We start from the raw sequence: 17,679 nt of genomic DNA, 5'->3' as shown, positions 1-17,679 counted from the left end.
GTTATTCGCGGTTATAATCACATGTCTGGCCAAGGGGGCTTTTATATGACAAGAGACCAACTGCTTGAGTACCTGGAACATTTCAGTACGGTGACGGATGGCAACCGGTTGTCCGAACTGATCGGCAGCTTCTCGCTCGGGATGGGGTACGACTATTTCCGCTTTGCGTTGATCATGCCGATGTCGATGCAAAGGCCCAAGGTGGTGCTGTTCAACCAGTGCCCGGATTCCTGGGTTCAGGCCTATACCGAACACAACATGTTGGCCAGCGATCCCGTGATCCAGCTGGCACGCAAACAGACCCTGCCCATCTACTGGAACCGGCTGGATGAGCGCGCCCGTTTCCTGCAGGAAGGGAGCATGGACGTGATGGGGCTGGCCGCCGAGTTCGGATTGCGCAACGGCATCTCCTTCCCGCTGCACGGGGCCGCCGGTGAAAACGGTATCCTCTCCTTCATCACCTCCGAGCGAGCCTCGAGCGATCTGCTGCTGGAGTCCTCGCCGATCCTCTCCTGGATGTCCAATTACATCTTCGAGGCGGCTATTCGCATCGTGCGCCTCAGCATGGTGGAGAGCCTGGACAAGGAGCCTCTGACCGATCGGGAGACCGAGTGCCTGTTCTGGGCCAGCGAAGGGAAAACCTCGAACGAGATCGCCTGCATCCTGGGGATTACCGAGCGCACAGTGAATTACCATCTCAATCAGGTCACTCGCAAAACCGGTTCCATGAACCGTTATCAGGCCGTGGCCAAGGGGGTCAGCAGTGGTCTGCTGTTGCCGAACCTGGAGCAGGTGGTGGTGACCAATCTTCCCCATGGTGTTGCAATAGTGCGTATCCTGACCAGTTTGCTGGATTCTCCTGCCGTCATTGGGGAGGCCACAATTGTCAGATCCGGTAATTGACAAGCGGTTGCAAAAGGGTGTGATGGGTTATTAGCAAAATGAATCAACCAGTAAATCAATGAATTTCTCTGGATGATTTGCCCCCGCTATAGTGCCACTCACTCATCACTACCCTCGGTACTCTTATGCTCGCGACCACCCTGCAAGGCTTTACCCTCGGCCTTGCCATGATCATTCCCATCGGTGCCCAGAATGCGTTTGTCCTGAGTCGGGGCATTCATCGCAATCACCATCTGCTGACGGCAACGCTCTGCAGTTTTTGTGATCTGGTTCTGATTGCCATCGGGGTCTTTGGCGGCGCCAATCTGATCGCCGCCAACCCGGTCGGCCTGACGGTGCTGACCTGGGGAGGCGTGCTGTTTCTTGGCTGGTTCGGCGTACGCTCCCTGCGCAGTGCCTGGCGCGGCCAGGGAGAGGGACTGGCGGATTCGCCGCAGCTGATGGGCGCCAGAAGCGTGCTCGCCATGACCCTGGGCGTTACTCTGCTCAATCCTCATGTCTATCTGGATACCCTGATGCTGCTCGGCTCCCTCGGCAGCCAGGTGATTGAACCGCTGCGTCCGGCCTTTGCCGCCGGTGCCATGCTGGCTTCTCTGGTGTGGTTCTACTCCCTGGCGCTGGGAGCGGCGGCGTTGGCACCCTGGCTGGCCAGGGGAAGGGTGCAGCAAGGGATCGATCTGCTGGTGGGCCTCATCATGCTGGCCCTGGCGCTGCAACTGGCTATGGGACGCTAGGCTGGCGGCTGTTTTTATGGTCCGGAGTCATAAAAATGGGCCTCGATACCTGTCTGAGTCACTTTCTTCTGATAAATTTCAGTACTCCATTATGAGATCTGGTTCAATCAGGAGTACCCAGTGAATAAAACCATGAGATTCGGGGTTATCGCCTCCGTCGTGCTGCTATCAGCCTGCGGAGCAGAACAACAGGAGAAGGCGCAGCCTGGCGTGGTCTCGCTGCGGCTGATCCAGACCTCCGACATTCACTCCAATGTGCTGGGGTATGACTACTACCAGAACAAGGAAGATCGCAAATTCGGCCTCTCCCGCACCGCAGTGCTGATCCGGGAGGCCCGCGCCGAAAACCCCAACAACCTGCTGCTCGACAACGGCGATCTGATCCAGGGCTCGCCGCTGGCCGACTACATCTTTGAGCAGGCGGGCGAGGGCTACCTCGACAAGCAGGCGCATCCCGTATTCAAGGCGATGAACGAACTGGGTTATGACGCCGGCAACCTGGGCAACCACGAGTTCAACTACGGGCTGGATTACCTCGGCAAGGTGCTGCAAGGGGCCAAATTTCCCTACGTGAATGCCAACGTGTTCGCGGCCGATGCCTTCAAGCGCGATGGTGAGGGCAAGATCGACTGGAGTGGCAACAAGTTCACCCCCTACCTGCTGCTGGAGCGCCAGGTGACAGATGACAAGGGGCAGCCGCAGACCGTCAAGGTCGGCATTCTGGGGCTGACCCCGCCGCAGGTACTGCAGTGGGACAAGCGTCACCTGCAGGGCAAGGTGGTGGTGGCCGACATGGTCGAGACCGCGAACCACTACATTCCCGAGCTACGCGCCAAGGGGGCCGATCTGGTGGTCGTGGTGGCGCACACCGGCATCAATGCCGGCAGTTACGAGGCCATGATGGAGAATGCCGCCTGGCACCTGGCCAAGGTGGAAGGTATAGATGCCCTGATGCTGGGTCATGCCCACAAGAACTTCCCGGGGGATTTCCCCAATCTGCCGGAGGTGGACAACCAGGCCGGCACCTTGAGTGGTGTGCCAACCGTGATGCCGGGCTTTTGGGGCAATCACCTCGGCATCATCGATCTCAAGCTGGAACAAGTGGATGGCAAGTGGCAGGTGAAGCAGAGCCAGGCCAGCCTGCGCCAGATCGATGCCAGCGAAGGGAGCAAGGTGGATGCGCGAGTCACCGAGCTGGTCAAGGCAGACCATGAGGGCACCAACCAGTGGCTGGATCGCCCTCTTGGCAAGATCACCAACCCCATCCACAGTTTCTTCGCCCTGGTGCAGGACGATCCCTCGGTGCAGCTGGTGAGCGATGCCCAGCGCCGGTATGCCGAACAGTTGCAAAAGGATGGCCTGCTCAAGGAGCCTTATCCAATCCTCTCGGCGGCGGCGCCGTTTCGTGGCGGGCGCAATGGCATCACGGACTTCACCTATGTGCCGGCGGGGGATATCTCCCTGCGCAACGTCTCCGATCTCTACATCTACCCGAACACCTTGCAGGTGGTCGAGGTGAACGGGGTCACCGTCAAGGAGTGGCTGGAGATGAGCGTCGGCCAGTTCAACCGGGTTGAGCCCGCCAGCCGCGAGGTGCAGTGGCTGGTGAACGAGAGTTTCCCCACCTACAACTTCGACGTGATCGACGGGGTCAGCTACGAGGTGGATATCACCCAGCCTGCCCGTTACAACAAGGAGGGGGTCAAGGTGAGCGAGGGCGAGCGGATAGGCAAGCTGACCTTCAACGGCAAACCCGTCGATCCGGCCCAGAAATTCTACGTGGTGACCAACAACTACCGCGCCAGCGGTGGCGGCCACTTCCCGGGTGTAGATGGTGGCAATATCGTCCACGAAGATCCCTTCGAGACACGTGAAATTGTGGCCCAGTACCTGAAGTCACGTTCGGCCAGCCAGCCCCAGGGCTTCAGTCCGTTGGCCGACAACAACTGGCACATGAAGGCATTGCCTGCTGGCGTTGATGTACGCCTCTACTCCTCTCCCCGCGAGGAGGCCAAGGCGGTGGCTGGGGCGGATCTGGCCTATCAGTCCACCTTGCCGATGGATGATGAGAAGCATCCCGGTTACGCCATCTACCGTCTGGTTCGCCAGTAACAGGGCATGGCCGGAGACAGACTTCGGCCAGTAGAAAACAACATGCCAGCCCGTTTGTCCGGGCTGGCATGTTTCGTTTCCGTGGCCGGGTCAGACCCGGAACTGGGAGAGCAGGCTCTGTTGCTGCAAGCTGACCTGATGGAGGGAGGAGGCGATATGCAGGCACTCCTGGGCCTCCTGCTCGCCGGTTCTGGCTTGTTGGCTGATCCCTGATACCTTGTCGGAAGATCTGCTCAGGGTGAGCGAGAGCTGGCCGGTGGCATCGGCTACCTGCTGCACCATGGTGGCCAGCCGGTCGATGGCCTCTTCCACCCGAAACAGGATCTGCCTGGTATTCTCGGAATCCTGCATCCCTGACTCCACCGTCTTCATGTTGCGCTGCATCATCAGGTAGGCCGTCTCCGTCTGCTGCTGGATGCTGCTGATCACCTGGCTGATTTCGGCGCTGGAGGCGGCGGTGCGGCTGGCCAGGGTACGTACTTCGTCGGCCACCACCGCAAAACCGCGACCCATTTCTCCGGCCCTGGCGGCCTCGATGGCTGCGTTGAGGGCCAGCAAGTTGGTCTGCTCGGAAATACCGCTGATGGTGGAGATGATCTGGCCTATCTGGCCCGCTTGCTCCTTGAGGGAGTTGATGGCGATGGCGCACTCGCCCACCTCCGTCACCATGCGTTGCATGCCCGTGGTGGCGGACGCCATATACTGGCTGCTCTCGACGGTCAGCTGGCGCACGTCGTTGGCATTCTGGGCGGCCATGCTGCAGTTGTCCGAGATGTGAGTGGCCACTTGCACCATCTGTTCGCTGTCCTGATGCAGCGCCTGGGCGTGTTCCGCCGTCTGGCGGCTGCTCTGGCTGATGGCTTCGACCCGGTTGACCGAGGTGTGCACGTGCTCGCTGATGTGCTGGTTGTTGTCCATGGTCGAACTTATCATCTGCTGCAGCTTCTCGATGAAGCGATCCACGCTGTTGGCCAGCGAGCCAATCTCGTCATCCCGCTGCAGGTTGATGCGCACGTTGAGGTCTCCGTCCCCTGCCGCTATGTCCTGCATCCGCCTGTCGACCTGCAGCAGCGGGGCCACCAGTGTACGGGTCAGCCAGAACCCGCAGAGGATGACCGCAATCAGGCTCAGAATCAGACCGGTCAGCAACAGGCCGTGGGTATGGCCGATGATGTCGTGCAGCCGGGCGACCTGATCTTCCACGGTGGCGTCCCCCTGGGCTTCGATATCAACCAGCTGTTTTTGCAGCTCATCGGCACTGGCTTCGTAGCTGGCCCGCTGGATTTGATAGGCGCTCAGGGCCGAAGTCCAGGTCTCCAGCAGCTGATGGTGCCGTGACATCAGGGTGCGGTACTGGCTGGCCAGCGACTGGCCGGCAAATTCGCCGCTCCCTTCGCTGTCGAACAGACCGGTGGCCAGCATGCGGTCAACGGCGCTCTGATAGAAATCGGTCGCCTCCTTGAGCTCTTCCCTGATGGTGGGGGTGACGCCCTGGCTGCGCATCTTCTCCAGTGCATAAAGTTGGCGCAAGAAACCGATGTTGGCCTCCATGCCGCCATCGGCTGCTTCCCAGCGGGTGGCAAGGCCGCCATTCCAGCTGATGAGCTGGTCGGGAGACTGGGTGAGCGCCTCGACGGCGCCATCGCCGATCACTTCCAGCTGGCTCGAAATACGCTCCATGCGCTCGGCGTTATCCCGCAGCGCCTTATCCACCTCGATATAGCTGTCATGGAGGCCCAGCAGTTTTTCCTGTTGCTGCTGATACTCCTGCTTGCGCTGCGTCATGGCGGCGATGGCGGCAGTGTCGATCAGCTTGCCCTGGGCGACCCGGGACAGGGCATCGTCGGCGGTGGCTCTGGCGGCATCGAGCGCCGGACGATCAAGGGGTGTGCCGTTTTGCATCTTCTGGATATGGAGTTGCTGGTTGCCCAGTTCGATGGAGCCCTCCATGGCGCCGTCCGCGGTTTGCCAGGCTGCGCCCAGCACGTAGGAGAGCAATGCCTCCAGCCGCTGACTGCCATACCAGCCCGCAGCGCCCATACCCAGGGTGCAAGCGAGCAGTATGGTGAGCGCCAGGGTGAATGTGGTGACAATTTTCATCTGATGCCTTCCTTGGTATCGACACTGGATCGAACAGAGTTCCGAACGGATTCAGTGTAGTCGTTTATGTTCCGGCACAACGCCTGCGGCGTGGCAGGGATCGCCCGTGCCTTGTAACCAATAAGGAAAGCATGGTGGTGAAAGGCATAAAAAGCCGCTCTGACCACCCGACGGTGTACGGCCTATGCTGGATACTTATCCAGTTATTCTTTATGCTATGAACCAATTTTCGAATCGTCGTATTGGTAAGGAGAGAGCCGTGATCGGTCGCTTGAGAGGCATTGTCATTGAAAAGCAGCCCCCCGAGGTTTTGCTGGAGGTTGGCGGGGTCGGCTACGAGGTGCAGATGCCCATGAGCTGCTTCTACGACCTGCCGGATATCGGCCAGGAGGTGACCATCCAGACTCACTTCGTCGTGCGTGAAGATGCCCAGCTGCTCTATGGCTTCAACCACAAGCAGGAGCGAGCGCTGTTTCGCGAGCTGATCAAGACCAACGGCGTGGGCCCCAAATTGGCGCTGGCCATTCTCTCCGGCATGACTGCCAGCCAGTTTGTCCTGTGTGTCGAGCGCGAGGAGATAAGCTCTCTGGTCAAATTACCCGGGGTGGGCAAGAAGACGGCGGAGCGGCTGGTGGTCGAGATGAAGGACAGGCTCAAGGGCTGGGTCAGCCACGATCTCTTCTCGCCGGCGGCCGTGCCCCTGCCTGCCAGCGAACCGGCCCTGCGGGCGCCGGATGCGGCAGAAGAGGCGGCCAGCGCGCTGGTGGCCCTTGGTTACAAGCCACAGCAGGCCAGCCAGATCGTCAGCAAGATCGCCGCCGATGGCATGTCGGTGGAAGAGATCATCCGTGAATCCCTGCGTAGTCTGGTGTGAGGTAGTCGATGATTGAAGCGGATCGTCTCATCTCGGCAAGTGCCGCCCGTGAGGATGACATTATCGATCGGGCCATTCGTCCCAAGAAACTGGCCGACTACACAGGCCAGGATACCGTTTGCGAACAGATGGAGATCTTCATCGAGGCGGCGCGGCAACGGGGAGAGGCTCTCGATCACCTGCTGATCTTCGGCCCGCCGGGTCTGGGCAAGACGACGCTGGCCAACATTGTCGCCAACGAGATGGGGGTGAACATCAAGACCACCTCGGGTCCGGTGCTGGAAAAGGCCGGCGATCTGGCGGCGCTGCTCACCAACCTCGAGCCCAACGATGTGCTGTTCATCGACGAGATCCATCGCCTGAGCCCTGTGGTGGAGGAGGTGCTTTATCCGGCGATGGAGGATTACCAGCTCGACATCATGATAGGGGAGGGGCCGGCGGCCCGTTCCATCAAGCTCGATCTGCCCCCCTTTACCCTGATCGGGGCCACCACCCGGGCCGGCTCTCTCACCAGCCCGCTGCGGGATCGCTTCGGCATCGTTCAGCGGCTGGAGTTCTACAACGTCAAGGATCTGACGGACATCGTCTCCCGCAGCGCCCGCTGCCTGGGGCTCGACATGTCGGAGGATGGCGCCATCGAGGTGGCCCGTCGTTCTCGCGGCACCCCGCGAATTGCTAACCGTTTGTTAAGGCGGGTGCGGGATTTTGCCCAGGTCAAGTCTGACGGCAAGATTGACGGCCCCATTGCAGCCCGTGCCATGGACATGCTGGACGTGGACAACGAGGGGTTCGACTTCATGGACCGCAAGCTATTGTTGGCTGTGATCGACAAGTTTATGGGAGGCCCTGTGGGGCTCGATAATCTGGCGGCAGCCATCGGGGAAGAGAAAGATACCATCGAGGATGTGCTGGAGCCTTACCTGATCCAGCAGGGATATCTGCAACGCACACCCAGAGGACGGATAGCGACCACGCGAGCCTATGCCCATTTCGGCCTTCAGCGGCCAGATGAGAAGTGAAAACAGAGATTTGAATAGAAAACCGCCGCCAACGGCGGTTTTTTTATTGGCGGGATAAAAAAAAGCCCACGGCGGATGCGGTGGGCAAAGACAATTCAGGATGGATGTTCACAACCAGTGAGTACGTCCGGATACAGACCGGAAAAAAACGAGTGAGCCGTCGCGAGCTCTCAGAGTCGGTTCAATTGATAGAGTTGAACAAAAGAAAGCTTGTAGTAGCTGATGGTTTTAGCAACAAACTTTTTCATCTTCGATTCCAATAAACAGGTTCAAACGGATGGTCGGATACGTACCGTGAACCCTGATTAACCGGCCTGTATCCAAGGGGATGCCCTCACTGCGAGGCGCATTGTAGGAGTTCGAATCAGCTCGGGCAAACAAGAAAAATTGCACCATTCAAATTAGTTTAACTAATGATGAATTTGGCCTGATTGATTCGCATGAGTATGCATTGTTTGCAGTTTTAAATTGCTTTTTCGAAGCGGCCAGAACAATCCGGATAACATGATAAACATGACCTTGGCTGTTATTTTTAAATTAAACTACAGAGCGAGATGTTAAAAATTTAAATTGATTTAAATCAATGTTTTACATCAAATCTAATTTTGTGATCCAGCTCTCTTCATCGCTTTGTAAATAGTTTAAAGATGCCTTTTGAAACCATGTATTGGGGTCGCTTTTACATTGATTTCAATCAAATAAAGGTGATATAAAACCACGGTCATCATGGGCGAGAATAAATTCCAGCTGGTTGTTTTAGAATTGTTAAACATTAGCTTTCTTTGTTCTCAGATATTGCCTTGTTGTTAATATTGGTCGTTGGTGAAGGGGTTTTGTTGTGAGGATTTACAGCGAGCTCCATTTGCTAACCCCCAACGGAAGCTTTGTCCCTAAATCTTAAAATAGCCGTGCCAATAATCGGTGAGGAAACATCATGATTGCTGAGCATGTGGTCGACCTATCGCGGTTCCAGTTCGCTGCGACGGCCCTTTATCACTTCTTGTTTGTCCCCCTGACGCTGGGAATGACCTTCATTCTCGCGATCATGGAATCTGTCTATGTTATGACCAACAACCCCATCTACAAGGACATGACCAAGTTCTGGGGCAAGTTGTTCGCCATTAACTTCGCCCTCGGGGTGACCACGGGTTTGACCATGGAGTTCCAGTTCGGGACCAACTGGGCTTACTACTCCCACTATGTCGGCGACATCTTCGGGGCCCCGCTGGCCATCGAAGGGCTGATGGCCTTCTTCCTGGAGTCCACCTTCGTCGGTATGTTCTTCTTCGGTTGGGATCGTCTCTCCAAGCATCAACACCTGGCTGCGACCTGGTTGATGGCGCTGGGGACCAACCTCTCCGCCCTCTGGATCCTGGTTGCCAACGGCTGGATGCAGAACCCGGTCGGTGCCGAGTTCAACTTTGAATCCATGCGCATGGAAATGGTGAGCTTCGCCGATCTGGTGTTCAACCCGGTAGCTCAGGTCAAGTTCGTGCACACTGTTGCAGCGGGCTACACCTGCGGCGCCATGTTTGTACTGGGCATCTCCTCCTACTACCTGCTGAAGAATCGTGATGTGGCCTTCGCCCGTCGCTCCTTCGCCATTGCTGCCGCGTTTGGTATGGCCTCCATCCTCTCCGTGCTGGTGCTGGGTGACGAGTCCGGTTACGAGACAGGTGAAGTGCAGAAGGTGAAACTGGCTGCCATCGAAGCCGAGTGGGAGACTGAACCCGCGCCGGCCGCCTTTACCCTGTTCGGTATTCCGAATCAGGAAGAGATGCGCACCGACTACGCCATCAAGATCCCTTATGCCCTTGGCATCATCGCGACCCGTTCCCTCGACGGTCAGGTGACCGGTCTCAAGGATCTGAAGAGCGAGCACGAGCTGCGCGTGCGCAACGGCATGACCGCCTACGACCTGCTGACCAAGCTGCAATCCGGCGACAAGTCTGACGAGACCCGCGCTCGCTTCGACGAAGTGAAGCAGGATCTGGGTTACGGTCTGCTGCTCAAGCGTTACACCAACAATGTGACCGATGCGACCGAGGAGCAGATCATGGCTGCGGTGGATGACTCCATCCCGCACGTACTGCCGCTGTTCTTCGCCTTCCGCATCATGGTAGCGACCGGCATGGTGATGCTGGTGCTGATCGGCCTGGCCTTCTATGACAGTGCCCGTCACCGCATCGGCGAGCGCAAGTGGCTGCTCAAGGCCCTGCTGTGGGGTATCCCGCTGCCGTGGATCGCCATCGAAGCCGGTTGGTTTGTAGCCGAGTACGGCCGTCAGCCCTGGACCATTGCGGAAGTGCTGCCGACCTTCGTCTCCGCTTCCAACGTGCCTGCGTCCGAGATTTGGTTCTCTCTGATCGGTATCTGCCTGTTCTACACCGTGCTGCTGATTATCGAGATGTACCTGATGTTCAAGTTTGCCCGCCTCGGCCCTAGCAGCCTGAAGACCGGCAAGTATCACTTCGAACAGCTCAAGGCATAAGGAGAGTAACCATGTTTGATTACGAAACTCTGCGTGTCATCTGGTGGGTGCTGGTCGGTGTGCTGCTGATCGGTTTCGCCATCACTGACGGCTTCGACATGGGGGTGGGCGCACTGCTCCCCTTCGTCGGCAAGAAAGACATTGAACGTCGTGTCATGATCAACTCCATTGCCCCCCACTGGGATGGCAACCAGGTGTGGTTGATCACCGCAGGTGGCGCCCTGTTCGCCGCCTGGCCGCTGGTTTATGCCACCGCATTCTCCGGCTTCTATGTGGCGATGATCCTGACCCTGATGGCGCTGTTCTTCCGTCCGGTCGGTTTTGACTACCGCTCCAAGCTGGAAAGCCCGAGATGGCGCAACAACTGGGACTGGTGCCTGTTCATCGGTGGTGCCGTACCGCCCATCGTGTTTGGCGTGGCGTTTGGCAACCTGCTGCAGGGCGTGCCGTTCGAGTTCAACCAGTTCTTGATGTCCACCTATCACGGCAACTTCTTCGGCCTGCTCAATCCGTTCGGCCTGCTGGCCGGCGTGGTGAGCCTGTGCATGTTCCTGGCGCAGGGCGCAACCTGGCTGATGATGAAGACCGAAGGTGAAGTGCTGGCCCGCTCCCGCACCGCCGCCATCGGCAGCTCCCTGCTGACCATGGTGCTGTTTGCCCTGGCCGGTTGGTGGGTCAGTGGCATGGATGGCTATGTCATCGTCAAGGCCGCCGCGACCGATGCCGTCTCCAACCCGCTCGGCAAGGAAGTGGTGCAACAGGCCGGCGCCTGGATGAACAACTACAGCCTTTACCCGTGGATGGTGGCAGCCCCTCTGCTGGGCCTCTCCATGAGCCTGCTGGTTGCCGTGTTTGCCAAGCTGAACAAGGGCTGGCTGGCGTTTACCTGCTCCTCCCTGGCGATGGCGGGCATCATCCTGACCGCCGGTTTCTCCATGTTCCCGTTCGTGATGCCCTCAAGCCTTGAGCCGTCACAGAGCCTGACCATGTGGGATACCACTGCCTCCTTCAACACTCTGCAGGTGATGACGGTGGCCGCTGCTATCTTCGTGCCGATTGTGCTGGGTTACACCCTCTGGACCTACATCAAGATGTATGGCCGGGTGACCAACAAGCACATCGAAGATAACCAACATTCGGCCTACTAAGAAGGAGCCCTGACAATGTGGTATTTCACCTGGATCCTGGGTCTGCTGCTGGCCTGCGCATTTGGCATCATCAATGCGCTGTGGTTGGAACACACCGAGAACATGGATCGCCAGATCGATGAAGACAAGTGATCGACTCGCCAGGCTGGCCGCTCCCCTGGAGCGCCAGCCATGGCAGGGGTTGATGTTGCTGGCGGCGGCCCTGTTGGCCGTCGCCATCTTGCAGGCCCCGAACCTGATCGCGGCCAATACCAGTGAACACGGTCACTGGCTGGCGCCCTGGCTGATGTGGGCAGTCTGCTGCGGTGTGCTGCACGGGCTGGGATTCCACCCCCGCAGCCTGCTCGGACGCCTGTTCTTCAACCCCTGGCTCGCCTTGCCCAGTTTGTTGTACGGGCTCTGGTTGATGCAGTCATATTTCCTTTCATAAAAAACGGGGGGAGGCAGGATTTCCCTGTCTCCCCCTGCTTCTTTCCTATTCAGCCCTGCGCTATGATAGCCCCCCATCTGACTGTCGAATGGATCACAGATTGCTATGGGGGAAGTCTTTGAGTTTCCGGTGCGTGTCTACTACGAAGATACCGACGCCGGGGGCATCGTCTACAACGCCAATTATCTCAAGTTTATGGAACGTGCTCGCACCGAGTTTCTTCGTGCCATGGGCGTCGAACAGGACGTCCTGCTGCAGGAGGGATTCGCCTTCGTTGTGACTCGCACGGAGATCGATTTCCGCTCGGCGGCCCGTTTTAATGAATTACTGAATGTGTTAACGCAAGTGACTGAAATGAAACGCGCATCCCTGCGTTTTTCCCAGCAGATCCTGGCGGCCGACGGACGACTTGTCGCCCGGGCCATGGTACAGATAGCCTGTGTCAGTCATCCGCAAATGAAACCTGTCGCAATACCTGAAAATATCAAGGGAGTGCTGTTAAGTGCACGCTGAAATTTCGTTTATTGGCCTGTTTTGGCAAGCCAGCCTGTTGGTCAAACTGGTCATGATCACCCTGATGGGGATGTCCGTGGTCTCCTGGGCGCTGATTATCCAGCGCTCCAAGGTGATCAAGGCGGCCAATCTTGCCTCCGAGCAGTTTGAAGACAGATTCTGGTCCGGGGTCGATCTCAACCGTCTCTATCAGGAGTCCTCCTCCCGCCGTGACGACATCGAAGGCATGGAAGACATCTTCTACTCCGGCTTCAAGGAGTACGCCCGTCTGCTCAAGGCCGGCGCCCGTGGCCAGGATGCGGTGATGGACGGTACCTACCGTGCCATGCGTGTCTCCCTTTCCCGCGCGGTGGACGATCTGGAATCGAACCTGCCGGTGCTGGCGACTATCGGCTCCATCAGCCCCTATATCGGTCTGTTCGGTACCGTATGGGGGATCATGAACGCCTTTATCGCCCTGGGTCAGGTGCAGCAGGCGACCCTGCAGATGGTGGCTCCGGGTATCGCGGAGGCGTTGATCGCCACCGCCATGGGTCTGTTTGCGGCGATCCCGGCGGTTATCTTCTACAACCGCTTCTCCAACAAGGTCGAGCGGCTGGAGAACGCCTATGCCAACTTTATGGACGAGTTCTCCACCATTCTGAACCGTCAAATTGCTCAGCAGCAGGGTGATCAGTAATGCAAACCTATCAGCGGATCCGGCGCAAGAAGGTGGCCGAGATCAACGTGGTTCCCTATATCGACGTCATGCTGGTGCTGCTCATCATCTTCATGGCGGTGACGCCCGTGATCACGCAAGGGGTCAAGGTCGATCTGCCGCAGGCTGAATCCGAGCAGCTGCCGGAAGATGCCAAGCCGCCCTTCATCGTCAGCGTCAACACAGACGGTGAATACGTGATCAAGGCGGGCGAGGCGGATGACGAGCCGGTCCCCAGTGGCACGCCCGAGGCGATGCAGCAATACATCACCGAGAAGGCCATGGGCTATCTGGCCATCAACCAGAACGCCCCCGTGGTGGTCGCCGGTGACAAGGCTGTGCGCTACGAGGAGGTGATCCTGTTGATGGTGGCCCTCAAGAATGCCGGTGTGCCTCAGGTTGGTCTGATGACGGATCCGGTGAACTGACGGAGATGGATGTGAAGCGTGGTATTTCCGGTTATCTCGTTGCATCGTTCCTGCTGCATCTGATCATCGGCATCATCCTGTTTGTCGGTCTCGACTTCAGCAAGCCCAAGCGACCCGAGTCAACTGGGCAGATCGTCAATGCGGTGATGCTGGACAGCGAATTCCTGGATCAGCAGGCGAAGCAGATCCAGCAGCAGAAGGCCCAGCCCAAGGTGGCCGAGCAGAAGAAAAAGGAAGAGGCGGAGCAGGCCAAGCGTGAGCTGGCCCAGGAGCAGGAGCGTTTGCGCATCGCCGAGACCAAGCGCAAGGAAGCTGAAGAGGCGACCCGCAAGGCCGAGGCCGAAAAACAGAAAAAAGTAGCCGAGCAGAAGCTGGCGGAAGAGAAGGCCCAGAAAGCCGAGGAAGCCCGCAAGCTGGAAGAGCAGAAGGCCAAGAAGGCGGAAGCCGAGCGCAAGGTCGCGGAAGATGCCAAGGCGCTGGCGCTGAAAAAGAAAAAGGAACAAGAGAAGAAAGAAGCTGAGGAGAAGGCCAAGGCAGAAGAGGCCAAGGCCAAGAAAGCGGAAGCGGAGAAAAAAGCCAAAGCTGAAGCCGAGAAGAAAGCCAAGGCGGAAGCAGAGAAAAAAGCCAAAGCCGAGGCCGAGAAGAAGGCCAAGGAAGAGGCGGCCAAGAAGGCAAAAGCTGACGCAGAGAAGAAAGCCAAGGAGGAGGCCGAGAAGAAGGCCAAGGCCGAGGCTGAACGCAAGCGCAAGGCGGCGGAAGAGGCCAGATTGCAAAAAGAGATGGAAGCCATGATGCAACAGCAGCTGGCGGCCGAGGCCAATGCCCGCAGTCAGGCTGCATCGGCGGCGGCGCAGGGGGAGGTCGACAAATACGCGGCCCTCATCAAGGCCACTGTTGAGCGGTATATGATTTTGGATCCCACAATGCGGGGCAAAACCTGTACTATCGGTGTACGTCTTGCGAGCTCCGGTTTTGTCATCTCGGTGGATAATGGCCAGGGTGATCCGGCTGTTTGTCGCTCCGGCAAGGCGGCGGTCCTGAAGGCTGGCTCCTTGCCGGTACCCAAGGATCCTGCGGCATTCGAGATGTTGAAGGAGTTCAACCTCAAGTTGGAACCGAACATCTAAACACGGGATAACGGGGTCATTGACTGTGGTGGGCAGCATCTTGCTGACAAAGGAATTGAACCTCTCATTTTTATTGGAACCGAGTATTTAAGCCATGATCAGAAAAGTGTTTTTTGCTTTGGTTGGCTGTTTGTTGCTGGGCCAGAGTGCCCAGGCGGCCCTGGACATCGTCATCACAGGCGGTATCGATAGCGCACGTCCCATCGCCATCGCTCCCTTCAAGTGGGAAGGCAATGGCCAGCTGCCGCAGGACATCGCCGAAGTGGTTTCCAACGACCTGATGCGCAGCGGCAAGTTCAAGCCGCTGGCCCGCAGCCAGATGCCGCAGACCCCGAGCACCAGCGGTGAGATCAACTTCGCGCCCTGGGCTGCCCAGGGGGTAGAAGCGGTCGTGGTCGGTACCATTGCGCCGGTCGGGGATGGCACCTACAAGGTCAACTTCGAGCTGGTCGATGTGCTCAAGGGCCAGTTGGCCAAGGCACAGGGCGGTGAAAGCAGCGGCTACATCCTGGACAGCCGGATGGCGACCATCCCGGGTGCCCAGATGCGCCAGTTTGCCCACCGTATCTCCGACATCGTCTATGAGCGTCTGACTGGCGAGCGTGGCGCCTTCCTGACCCGTCTGGCCTATGTGGCGGTCCAGCAGGGTACCCAGTTCCCGTATCAGCTGCGTATCTCCGATTACGACGGTTACAACGAGAAGACTCTGCTGCGCTCCCGCGAGCCGCTGATGTCTCCCTCCTGGTCGCCGGATGGCAGCAAGCTGGCCTATGTGAGCTTCGAGAACCAGAAGTCCGAGATCTACGTGCAGGATATCTACACCCAGCAGCGCAGCCTGATCACCAGTTTCCGTGGCATCAACGGGGCGCCGGAATGGTCTCCGGATGGTCGTCGTCTGGCTATCGTTTTGTCCAAAGATGGTCAGCCTGATCTCTATGTCGTTGATGTGGCTAGCAAGCAACTCACTCGAGTCACCAATAACCGCACCATCGACACCGAACCGTCCTGGATGCCGGATGGGCAAACTTTGCTGTTCACCTCCGAACGTGGTGGCAAACCCCAGATTTATAGCGTAAATTTGTCGACTGGCGTGACTCGCCGGATGACCTGGGAAGGTGAATCCAACCAGGGGGCATCCATTACTCCGGACGGCAAGACCATGGTGATGGTGACCCGGGTTCAGGGACAATATCGCATCGCACGTCAGGACATGGAAACCGGTGCTCTGTTGGTGTTGACCCAAAGTGCTCTGGACGAGTCGCCCAGTGTGGCTCCCAATGGCAGCATGATCATTTATGCCACCATCTATCAGGGTCGTAAGAGTCTGGCATTGGTGTCGACTGATGGTCGCTTCAAGGCTGTGCTTCCGACCAGTAGCGGTGAAATACGTGCACCAGCTTGGTCGCCCTTCTTGAATTGATAAAAATCCGATTGTTTTTTGTTTTGTTATAAAGGTTTAAGGAAATAGCATGCAACTCAATAAACTGCTCAAGGGTTTGGCCATCGCACTGCCACTGTTCACCCTGGCCGCTTGTAGCTCTTCTTCTGATTCCGACGCCGCTGGTGCCGAATCAGGCATGACCGACGGCATGGGCGGTGTACAAACCGGCGGCGCCAACGGTATGTTGTCCCCAGAAGAGCAGATGCGTCAGAAGTTCGAAGCACTGCAGCGTGACAACGTCATCTACTTCCCGTTCGACGGTTATGACATCCAGGGTCAGTACGCTGATCTGCTGGATGCCCACGCCAGCTACCTGCGTGAGCGCCCGTCCGTCAAAGTGCTGATCGAAGGTCACGCCGACGAACGTGGTACTCCGGAGTACAACATCGCGCTGGGCGAGCGTCGTGCCAAGGCTGTTGCCAAGTATCTGCAAACCCTGGGTGTGCAGGCTGAGCAGCTCTCCATCGTCAGCTATGGCGAAGAGAAGCCGCTGGATCTGTCTCACACCGAGGATGCCTTTGCCAAGAACCGTCGTGCGGTCCTGGTTTACTAAGGTTTGATTCGGATGAATTTTGTGTATAAGCAAGCGGCCATTTCGATGGCCGTTTTATTTGCTGTCACTGCTCATGCCGCGGCTCCGGTCAGCGATCTGGGCGGTGATTCGAGCGGTGGCGTTATCCTTAGCGGCAATAACGGTGCCATAGTCCCGTCTGGCAGCCTGGAAGACAGGGTTGCCCTGCTGGAGCGCACCCTCAACGCCCGTCTGCGGATGCAGGCCGAGCTGCAACAGCAGGTTGACTCCCTGCAAGGTGAAGTCTCCGAGCTGCGTGGTCAGCTGGAGCAACAGACCTACCAGATGGAACAGTCGCAGGAGCGTCAGCGTCAGCTCTATCAGGAGCTGGACAAGGTCGCCAGCAGCCAACAGGCCGCTCCGGCAGCTCCTGCCGCGCCCGCCACCACTCCCGCAGCGGCGGCCAACTACTCGACCAACCAGGACGAGAATCAGGCCTATGACGCCGCGGTGAACATGGTGCTCAAGGAGAAGAACTACGACAAGGCGATTCCTGCCTTCGAAGGGTTCATCAAGCAGTTCCCGAACTCCAGCTATGTCCCCAATGCCCACTACTGGCTGGGTCAGCTGCTGTTCAACAAGGGGGACAGAGCCGGAGCCACTACCCAGTTTGCCACCCTGGCCAACAAATACAGCAAGTCGCCCAAGCGCGCCGATGCCCTGCTGAAGCTGGGGATGCTGGCACAGCTGGATGGCAAGAAGGCGGAAGCCAAGAGCTTCTATGAGCAGGTGATCAAGGGATATCCCAACACCTCGCCGGCCCAGTTGGCCAAGCAGAGCCTGAGCAAGCTGTAACATTGCCGTATGTTACTGTTTTCGTAACGGTACTGTAAAAACGGCGCGCATTTGTATGCGCAGTGAGCAAACGGATTTAAATTACGAATTTTAGGTTGCACCGGAAATTTAAATCCGTAATATAGGCCGCCGTCAGAGCCGAAGCGGTAACGCGGTCGGAGCTGGTCGTGGTGAGGGTCGTTAGCTCAGTCGGTAGAGCAGTTGACTTTTAATCAATTGGTCGCTGGTTCGAATCCAGCACGACCCACCATTTTCTCCACCAGGTGGAGACAGAATTCCCAGGTCGTTTAGCTCAG

16 protein-coding genes, 1 tRNA gene and 1 pseudogene are annotated in these 17,679 nt (G+C 57.9%); 17 read left to right on the top strand and 1 reads right to left on the bottom strand.

The annotated features are described in order from the left end of the window. Positions 1–45: 45 nt before the first annotated feature. From BN1123_RS09145 to BN1123_RS09135, 3 genes and pseudogenes are all read left to right on the top strand, one after another. Positions 46–813: pseudogene (locus BN1123_RS09145) on the top strand (LuxR family transcriptional regulator); the annotation flags it as partial. A gap of 215 nt (positions 814–1,028) precedes the next feature. Further along, the gene (gene lysE / locus BN1123_RS09140) at positions 1,029–1,637 is read left to right on the top strand and encodes an L-lysine exporter (protein WP_042026602.1); all 609 of its coding nucleotides are present in this window, start codon (positions 1,029–1,031) and stop codon (positions 1,635–1,637) included. A 132-nt stretch (positions 1,638–1,769) separates the two neighbouring features. After that, entirely contained in the window at positions 1,770–3,749 is a 1,980-nt protein-coding gene (locus BN1123_RS09135) for a bifunctional 2',3'-cyclic-nucleotide 2'-phosphodiesterase/3'-nucleotidase (RefSeq protein WP_042026601.1), read from the top strand. 90 nt (positions 3,750–3,839) lie between these two features. Here BN1123_RS09135 and BN1123_RS09130 read toward each other — a convergent pair whose 3' ends face one another. Continuing rightward, positions 3,840–5,849 carry a methyl-accepting chemotaxis protein gene (locus tag BN1123_RS09130; protein WP_042026600.1) on the bottom strand — a complete coding sequence of 670 codons (2,010 nt, stop codon included), beginning with the start codon at positions 5,847–5,849 and terminating at the stop codon, positions 3,840–3,842. 259 nt (positions 5,850–6,108) lie between these two features. Between BN1123_RS09130 and ruvA the strand changes: the two genes are divergently transcribed. The 14 genes from ruvA to BN1123_RS09060 all read left to right on the top strand — a co-directional run bounded on the left by ruvA (position 6,109) and on the right by BN1123_RS09060 (position 17,633). Continuing rightward, on the top strand, positions 6,109–6,723 hold the full coding sequence (gene ruvA / locus BN1123_RS09125; protein ID WP_042026599.1) for a Holliday junction branch migration protein RuvA: 615 nt from the start codon (positions 6,109–6,111) through the stop codon (positions 6,721–6,723). Between the two features lie 8 nt (positions 6,724–6,731). Beyond that, positions 6,732–7,742 (top strand): Holliday junction branch migration DNA helicase RuvB, encoded by a 1,011-nt coding sequence (ruvB, locus tag BN1123_RS09120; protein ID WP_042026598.1) that lies wholly within the window; start codon positions 6,732–6,734, stop codon positions 7,740–7,742. 934 nt (positions 7,743–8,676) lie between these two features. Continuing rightward, positions 8,677–10,233: a cytochrome ubiquinol oxidase subunit I gene (locus tag BN1123_RS09115; RefSeq protein WP_026456929.1), complete on the top strand. Its 1,557-nt coding sequence runs from the start codon at positions 8,677–8,679 to the stop codon at positions 10,231–10,233. A gap of 11 nt (positions 10,234–10,244) precedes the next feature. Further along, complete coding sequence (gene cydB / locus BN1123_RS09110; RefSeq protein WP_042026597.1) at positions 10,245–11,381, top strand: cytochrome d ubiquinol oxidase subunit II; 1,137 nt, start codon at positions 10,245–10,247, stop codon at positions 11,379–11,381. A gap of 15 nt (positions 11,382–11,396) precedes the next feature. Further along, complete coding sequence (cydX, locus tag BN1123_RS20880; protein WP_026456928.1) at positions 11,397–11,513, top strand: cytochrome bd-I oxidase subunit CydX; 117 nt, start codon at positions 11,397–11,399, stop codon at positions 11,511–11,513. Then, positions 11,500–11,811, top strand: coding sequence for a cyd operon YbgE family protein (locus tag BN1123_RS09100; protein WP_042026596.1), 312 nt, complete (start codon positions 11,500–11,502; stop codon positions 11,809–11,811). Before cydX ends, BN1123_RS09100 begins: the two co-directional genes overlap by 14 nt. A gap of 105 nt (positions 11,812–11,916) precedes the next feature. Beyond that, positions 11,917–12,324 (top strand): tol-pal system-associated acyl-CoA thioesterase, encoded by a 408-nt coding sequence (ybgC, locus tag BN1123_RS09095; protein ID WP_026456926.1) that lies wholly within the window; start codon positions 11,917–11,919, stop codon positions 12,322–12,324. Further along, complete coding sequence (gene tolQ / locus BN1123_RS09090) at positions 12,314–13,003, top strand: protein TolQ (protein WP_026456925.1); 690 nt, start codon at positions 12,314–12,316, stop codon at positions 13,001–13,003. Before ybgC ends, tolQ begins: the two co-directional genes overlap by 11 nt. Next, entirely contained in the window at positions 13,003–13,449 is a 447-nt protein-coding gene (gene tolR, locus BN1123_RS09085) for a protein TolR (protein ID WP_026456924.1), read from the top strand. The genes tolQ and tolR overlap by 1 nt, the downstream gene beginning before the upstream one ends. 5 nt (positions 13,450–13,454) lie before the next feature. Further along, the gene (gene tolA / locus BN1123_RS09080; RefSeq protein ID WP_042026595.1) at positions 13,455–14,576 is read left to right on the top strand and encodes a cell envelope integrity protein TolA; all 1,122 of its coding nucleotides are present in this window, start codon (positions 13,455–13,457) and stop codon (positions 14,574–14,576) included. A gap of 94 nt (positions 14,577–14,670) precedes the next feature. Beyond that, positions 14,671–15,996: a Tol-Pal system beta propeller repeat protein TolB gene (tolB, locus tag BN1123_RS09075; protein ID WP_042026594.1), complete on the top strand. Its 1,326-nt coding sequence runs from the start codon at positions 14,671–14,673 to the stop codon at positions 15,994–15,996. Between the two features lie 49 nt (positions 15,997–16,045). Next, positions 16,046–16,570, top strand: coding sequence for a peptidoglycan-associated lipoprotein Pal (gene pal, locus BN1123_RS09070; RefSeq protein ID WP_005313284.1), 525 nt, complete (start codon positions 16,046–16,048; stop codon positions 16,568–16,570). 12 nt (positions 16,571–16,582) lie between these two features. After that, the gene (ybgF, locus tag BN1123_RS09065; protein ID WP_042026593.1) at positions 16,583–17,383 is read left to right on the top strand and encodes a tol-pal system protein YbgF; all 801 of its coding nucleotides are present in this window, start codon (positions 16,583–16,585) and stop codon (positions 17,381–17,383) included. A 174-nt stretch (positions 17,384–17,557) separates the two neighbouring features. After that, positions 17,558–17,633, top strand: a tRNA-Lys gene (locus BN1123_RS09060). Positions 17,634–17,679 lie beyond the last annotated feature (46 nt).

Origin of the sequence: Aeromonas enteropelogenes (assembly GCF_000819845.1) — a bacterium.
Lineage (GTDB): Bacteria > Pseudomonadota > Gammaproteobacteria > Enterobacterales > Aeromonadaceae > Aeromonas > Aeromonas enteropelogenes.
The sequence above is the reverse complement of the archived record's forward strand: the minus strand, read 5'-3'. Positions and strand labels throughout refer to the sequence as shown.

Bases quoted from the DNA above. Each gene is read 5' to 3' on its own strand.
- lysE (WP_042026602.1), top strand. From the start codon at position 1,029: ATGCTCGCGACCACCCTGCAAGGCTTTACCCTCGGCCTTGCCATGATC.
- BN1123_RS09135 (WP_042026601.1), top strand. From the start codon at position 1,770: ATGAGATTCGGGGTTATCGCCTCCGTCGTGCTGCTATCAGCCTGCGGA.
- BN1123_RS09130 (WP_042026600.1), bottom strand. From the start codon at position 5,849: ATGAAAATTGTCACCACATTCACCCTGGCGCTCACCATACTGCTCGCT.
- ruvB (WP_042026598.1), top strand. From the start codon at position 6,732: ATGATTGAAGCGGATCGTCTCATCTCGGCAAGTGCCGCCCGTGAGGAT.
- BN1123_RS09115 (WP_026456929.1), top strand. From the start codon at position 8,677: ATGATTGCTGAGCATGTGGTCGACCTATCGCGGTTCCAGTTCGCTGCG.
- cydB (WP_042026597.1), top strand. From the start codon at position 10,245: ATGTTTGATTACGAAACTCTGCGTGTCATCTGGTGGGTGCTGGTCGGT.
- cydX (WP_026456928.1), top strand. From the start codon at position 11,397: ATGTGGTATTTCACCTGGATCCTGGGTCTGCTGCTGGCCTGCGCATTT.
- BN1123_RS09100 (WP_042026596.1), top strand. From the start codon at position 11,500: ATGAAGACAAGTGATCGACTCGCCAGGCTGGCCGCTCCCCTGGAGCGC.
- ybgC (WP_026456926.1), top strand. From the start codon at position 11,917: ATGGGGGAAGTCTTTGAGTTTCCGGTGCGTGTCTACTACGAAGATACC.
- tolR (WP_026456924.1), top strand. From the start codon at position 13,003: ATGCAAACCTATCAGCGGATCCGGCGCAAGAAGGTGGCCGAGATCAAC.
- tolA (WP_042026595.1), top strand. From the start codon at position 13,455: ATGGATGTGAAGCGTGGTATTTCCGGTTATCTCGTTGCATCGTTCCTG.
- tolB (WP_042026594.1), top strand. From the start codon at position 14,671: ATGATCAGAAAAGTGTTTTTTGCTTTGGTTGGCTGTTTGTTGCTGGGC.
- pal (WP_005313284.1), top strand. From the start codon at position 16,046: ATGCAACTCAATAAACTGCTCAAGGGTTTGGCCATCGCACTGCCACTG.
- ybgF (WP_042026593.1), top strand. From the start codon at position 16,583: ATGAATTTTGTGTATAAGCAAGCGGCCATTTCGATGGCCGTTTTATTT.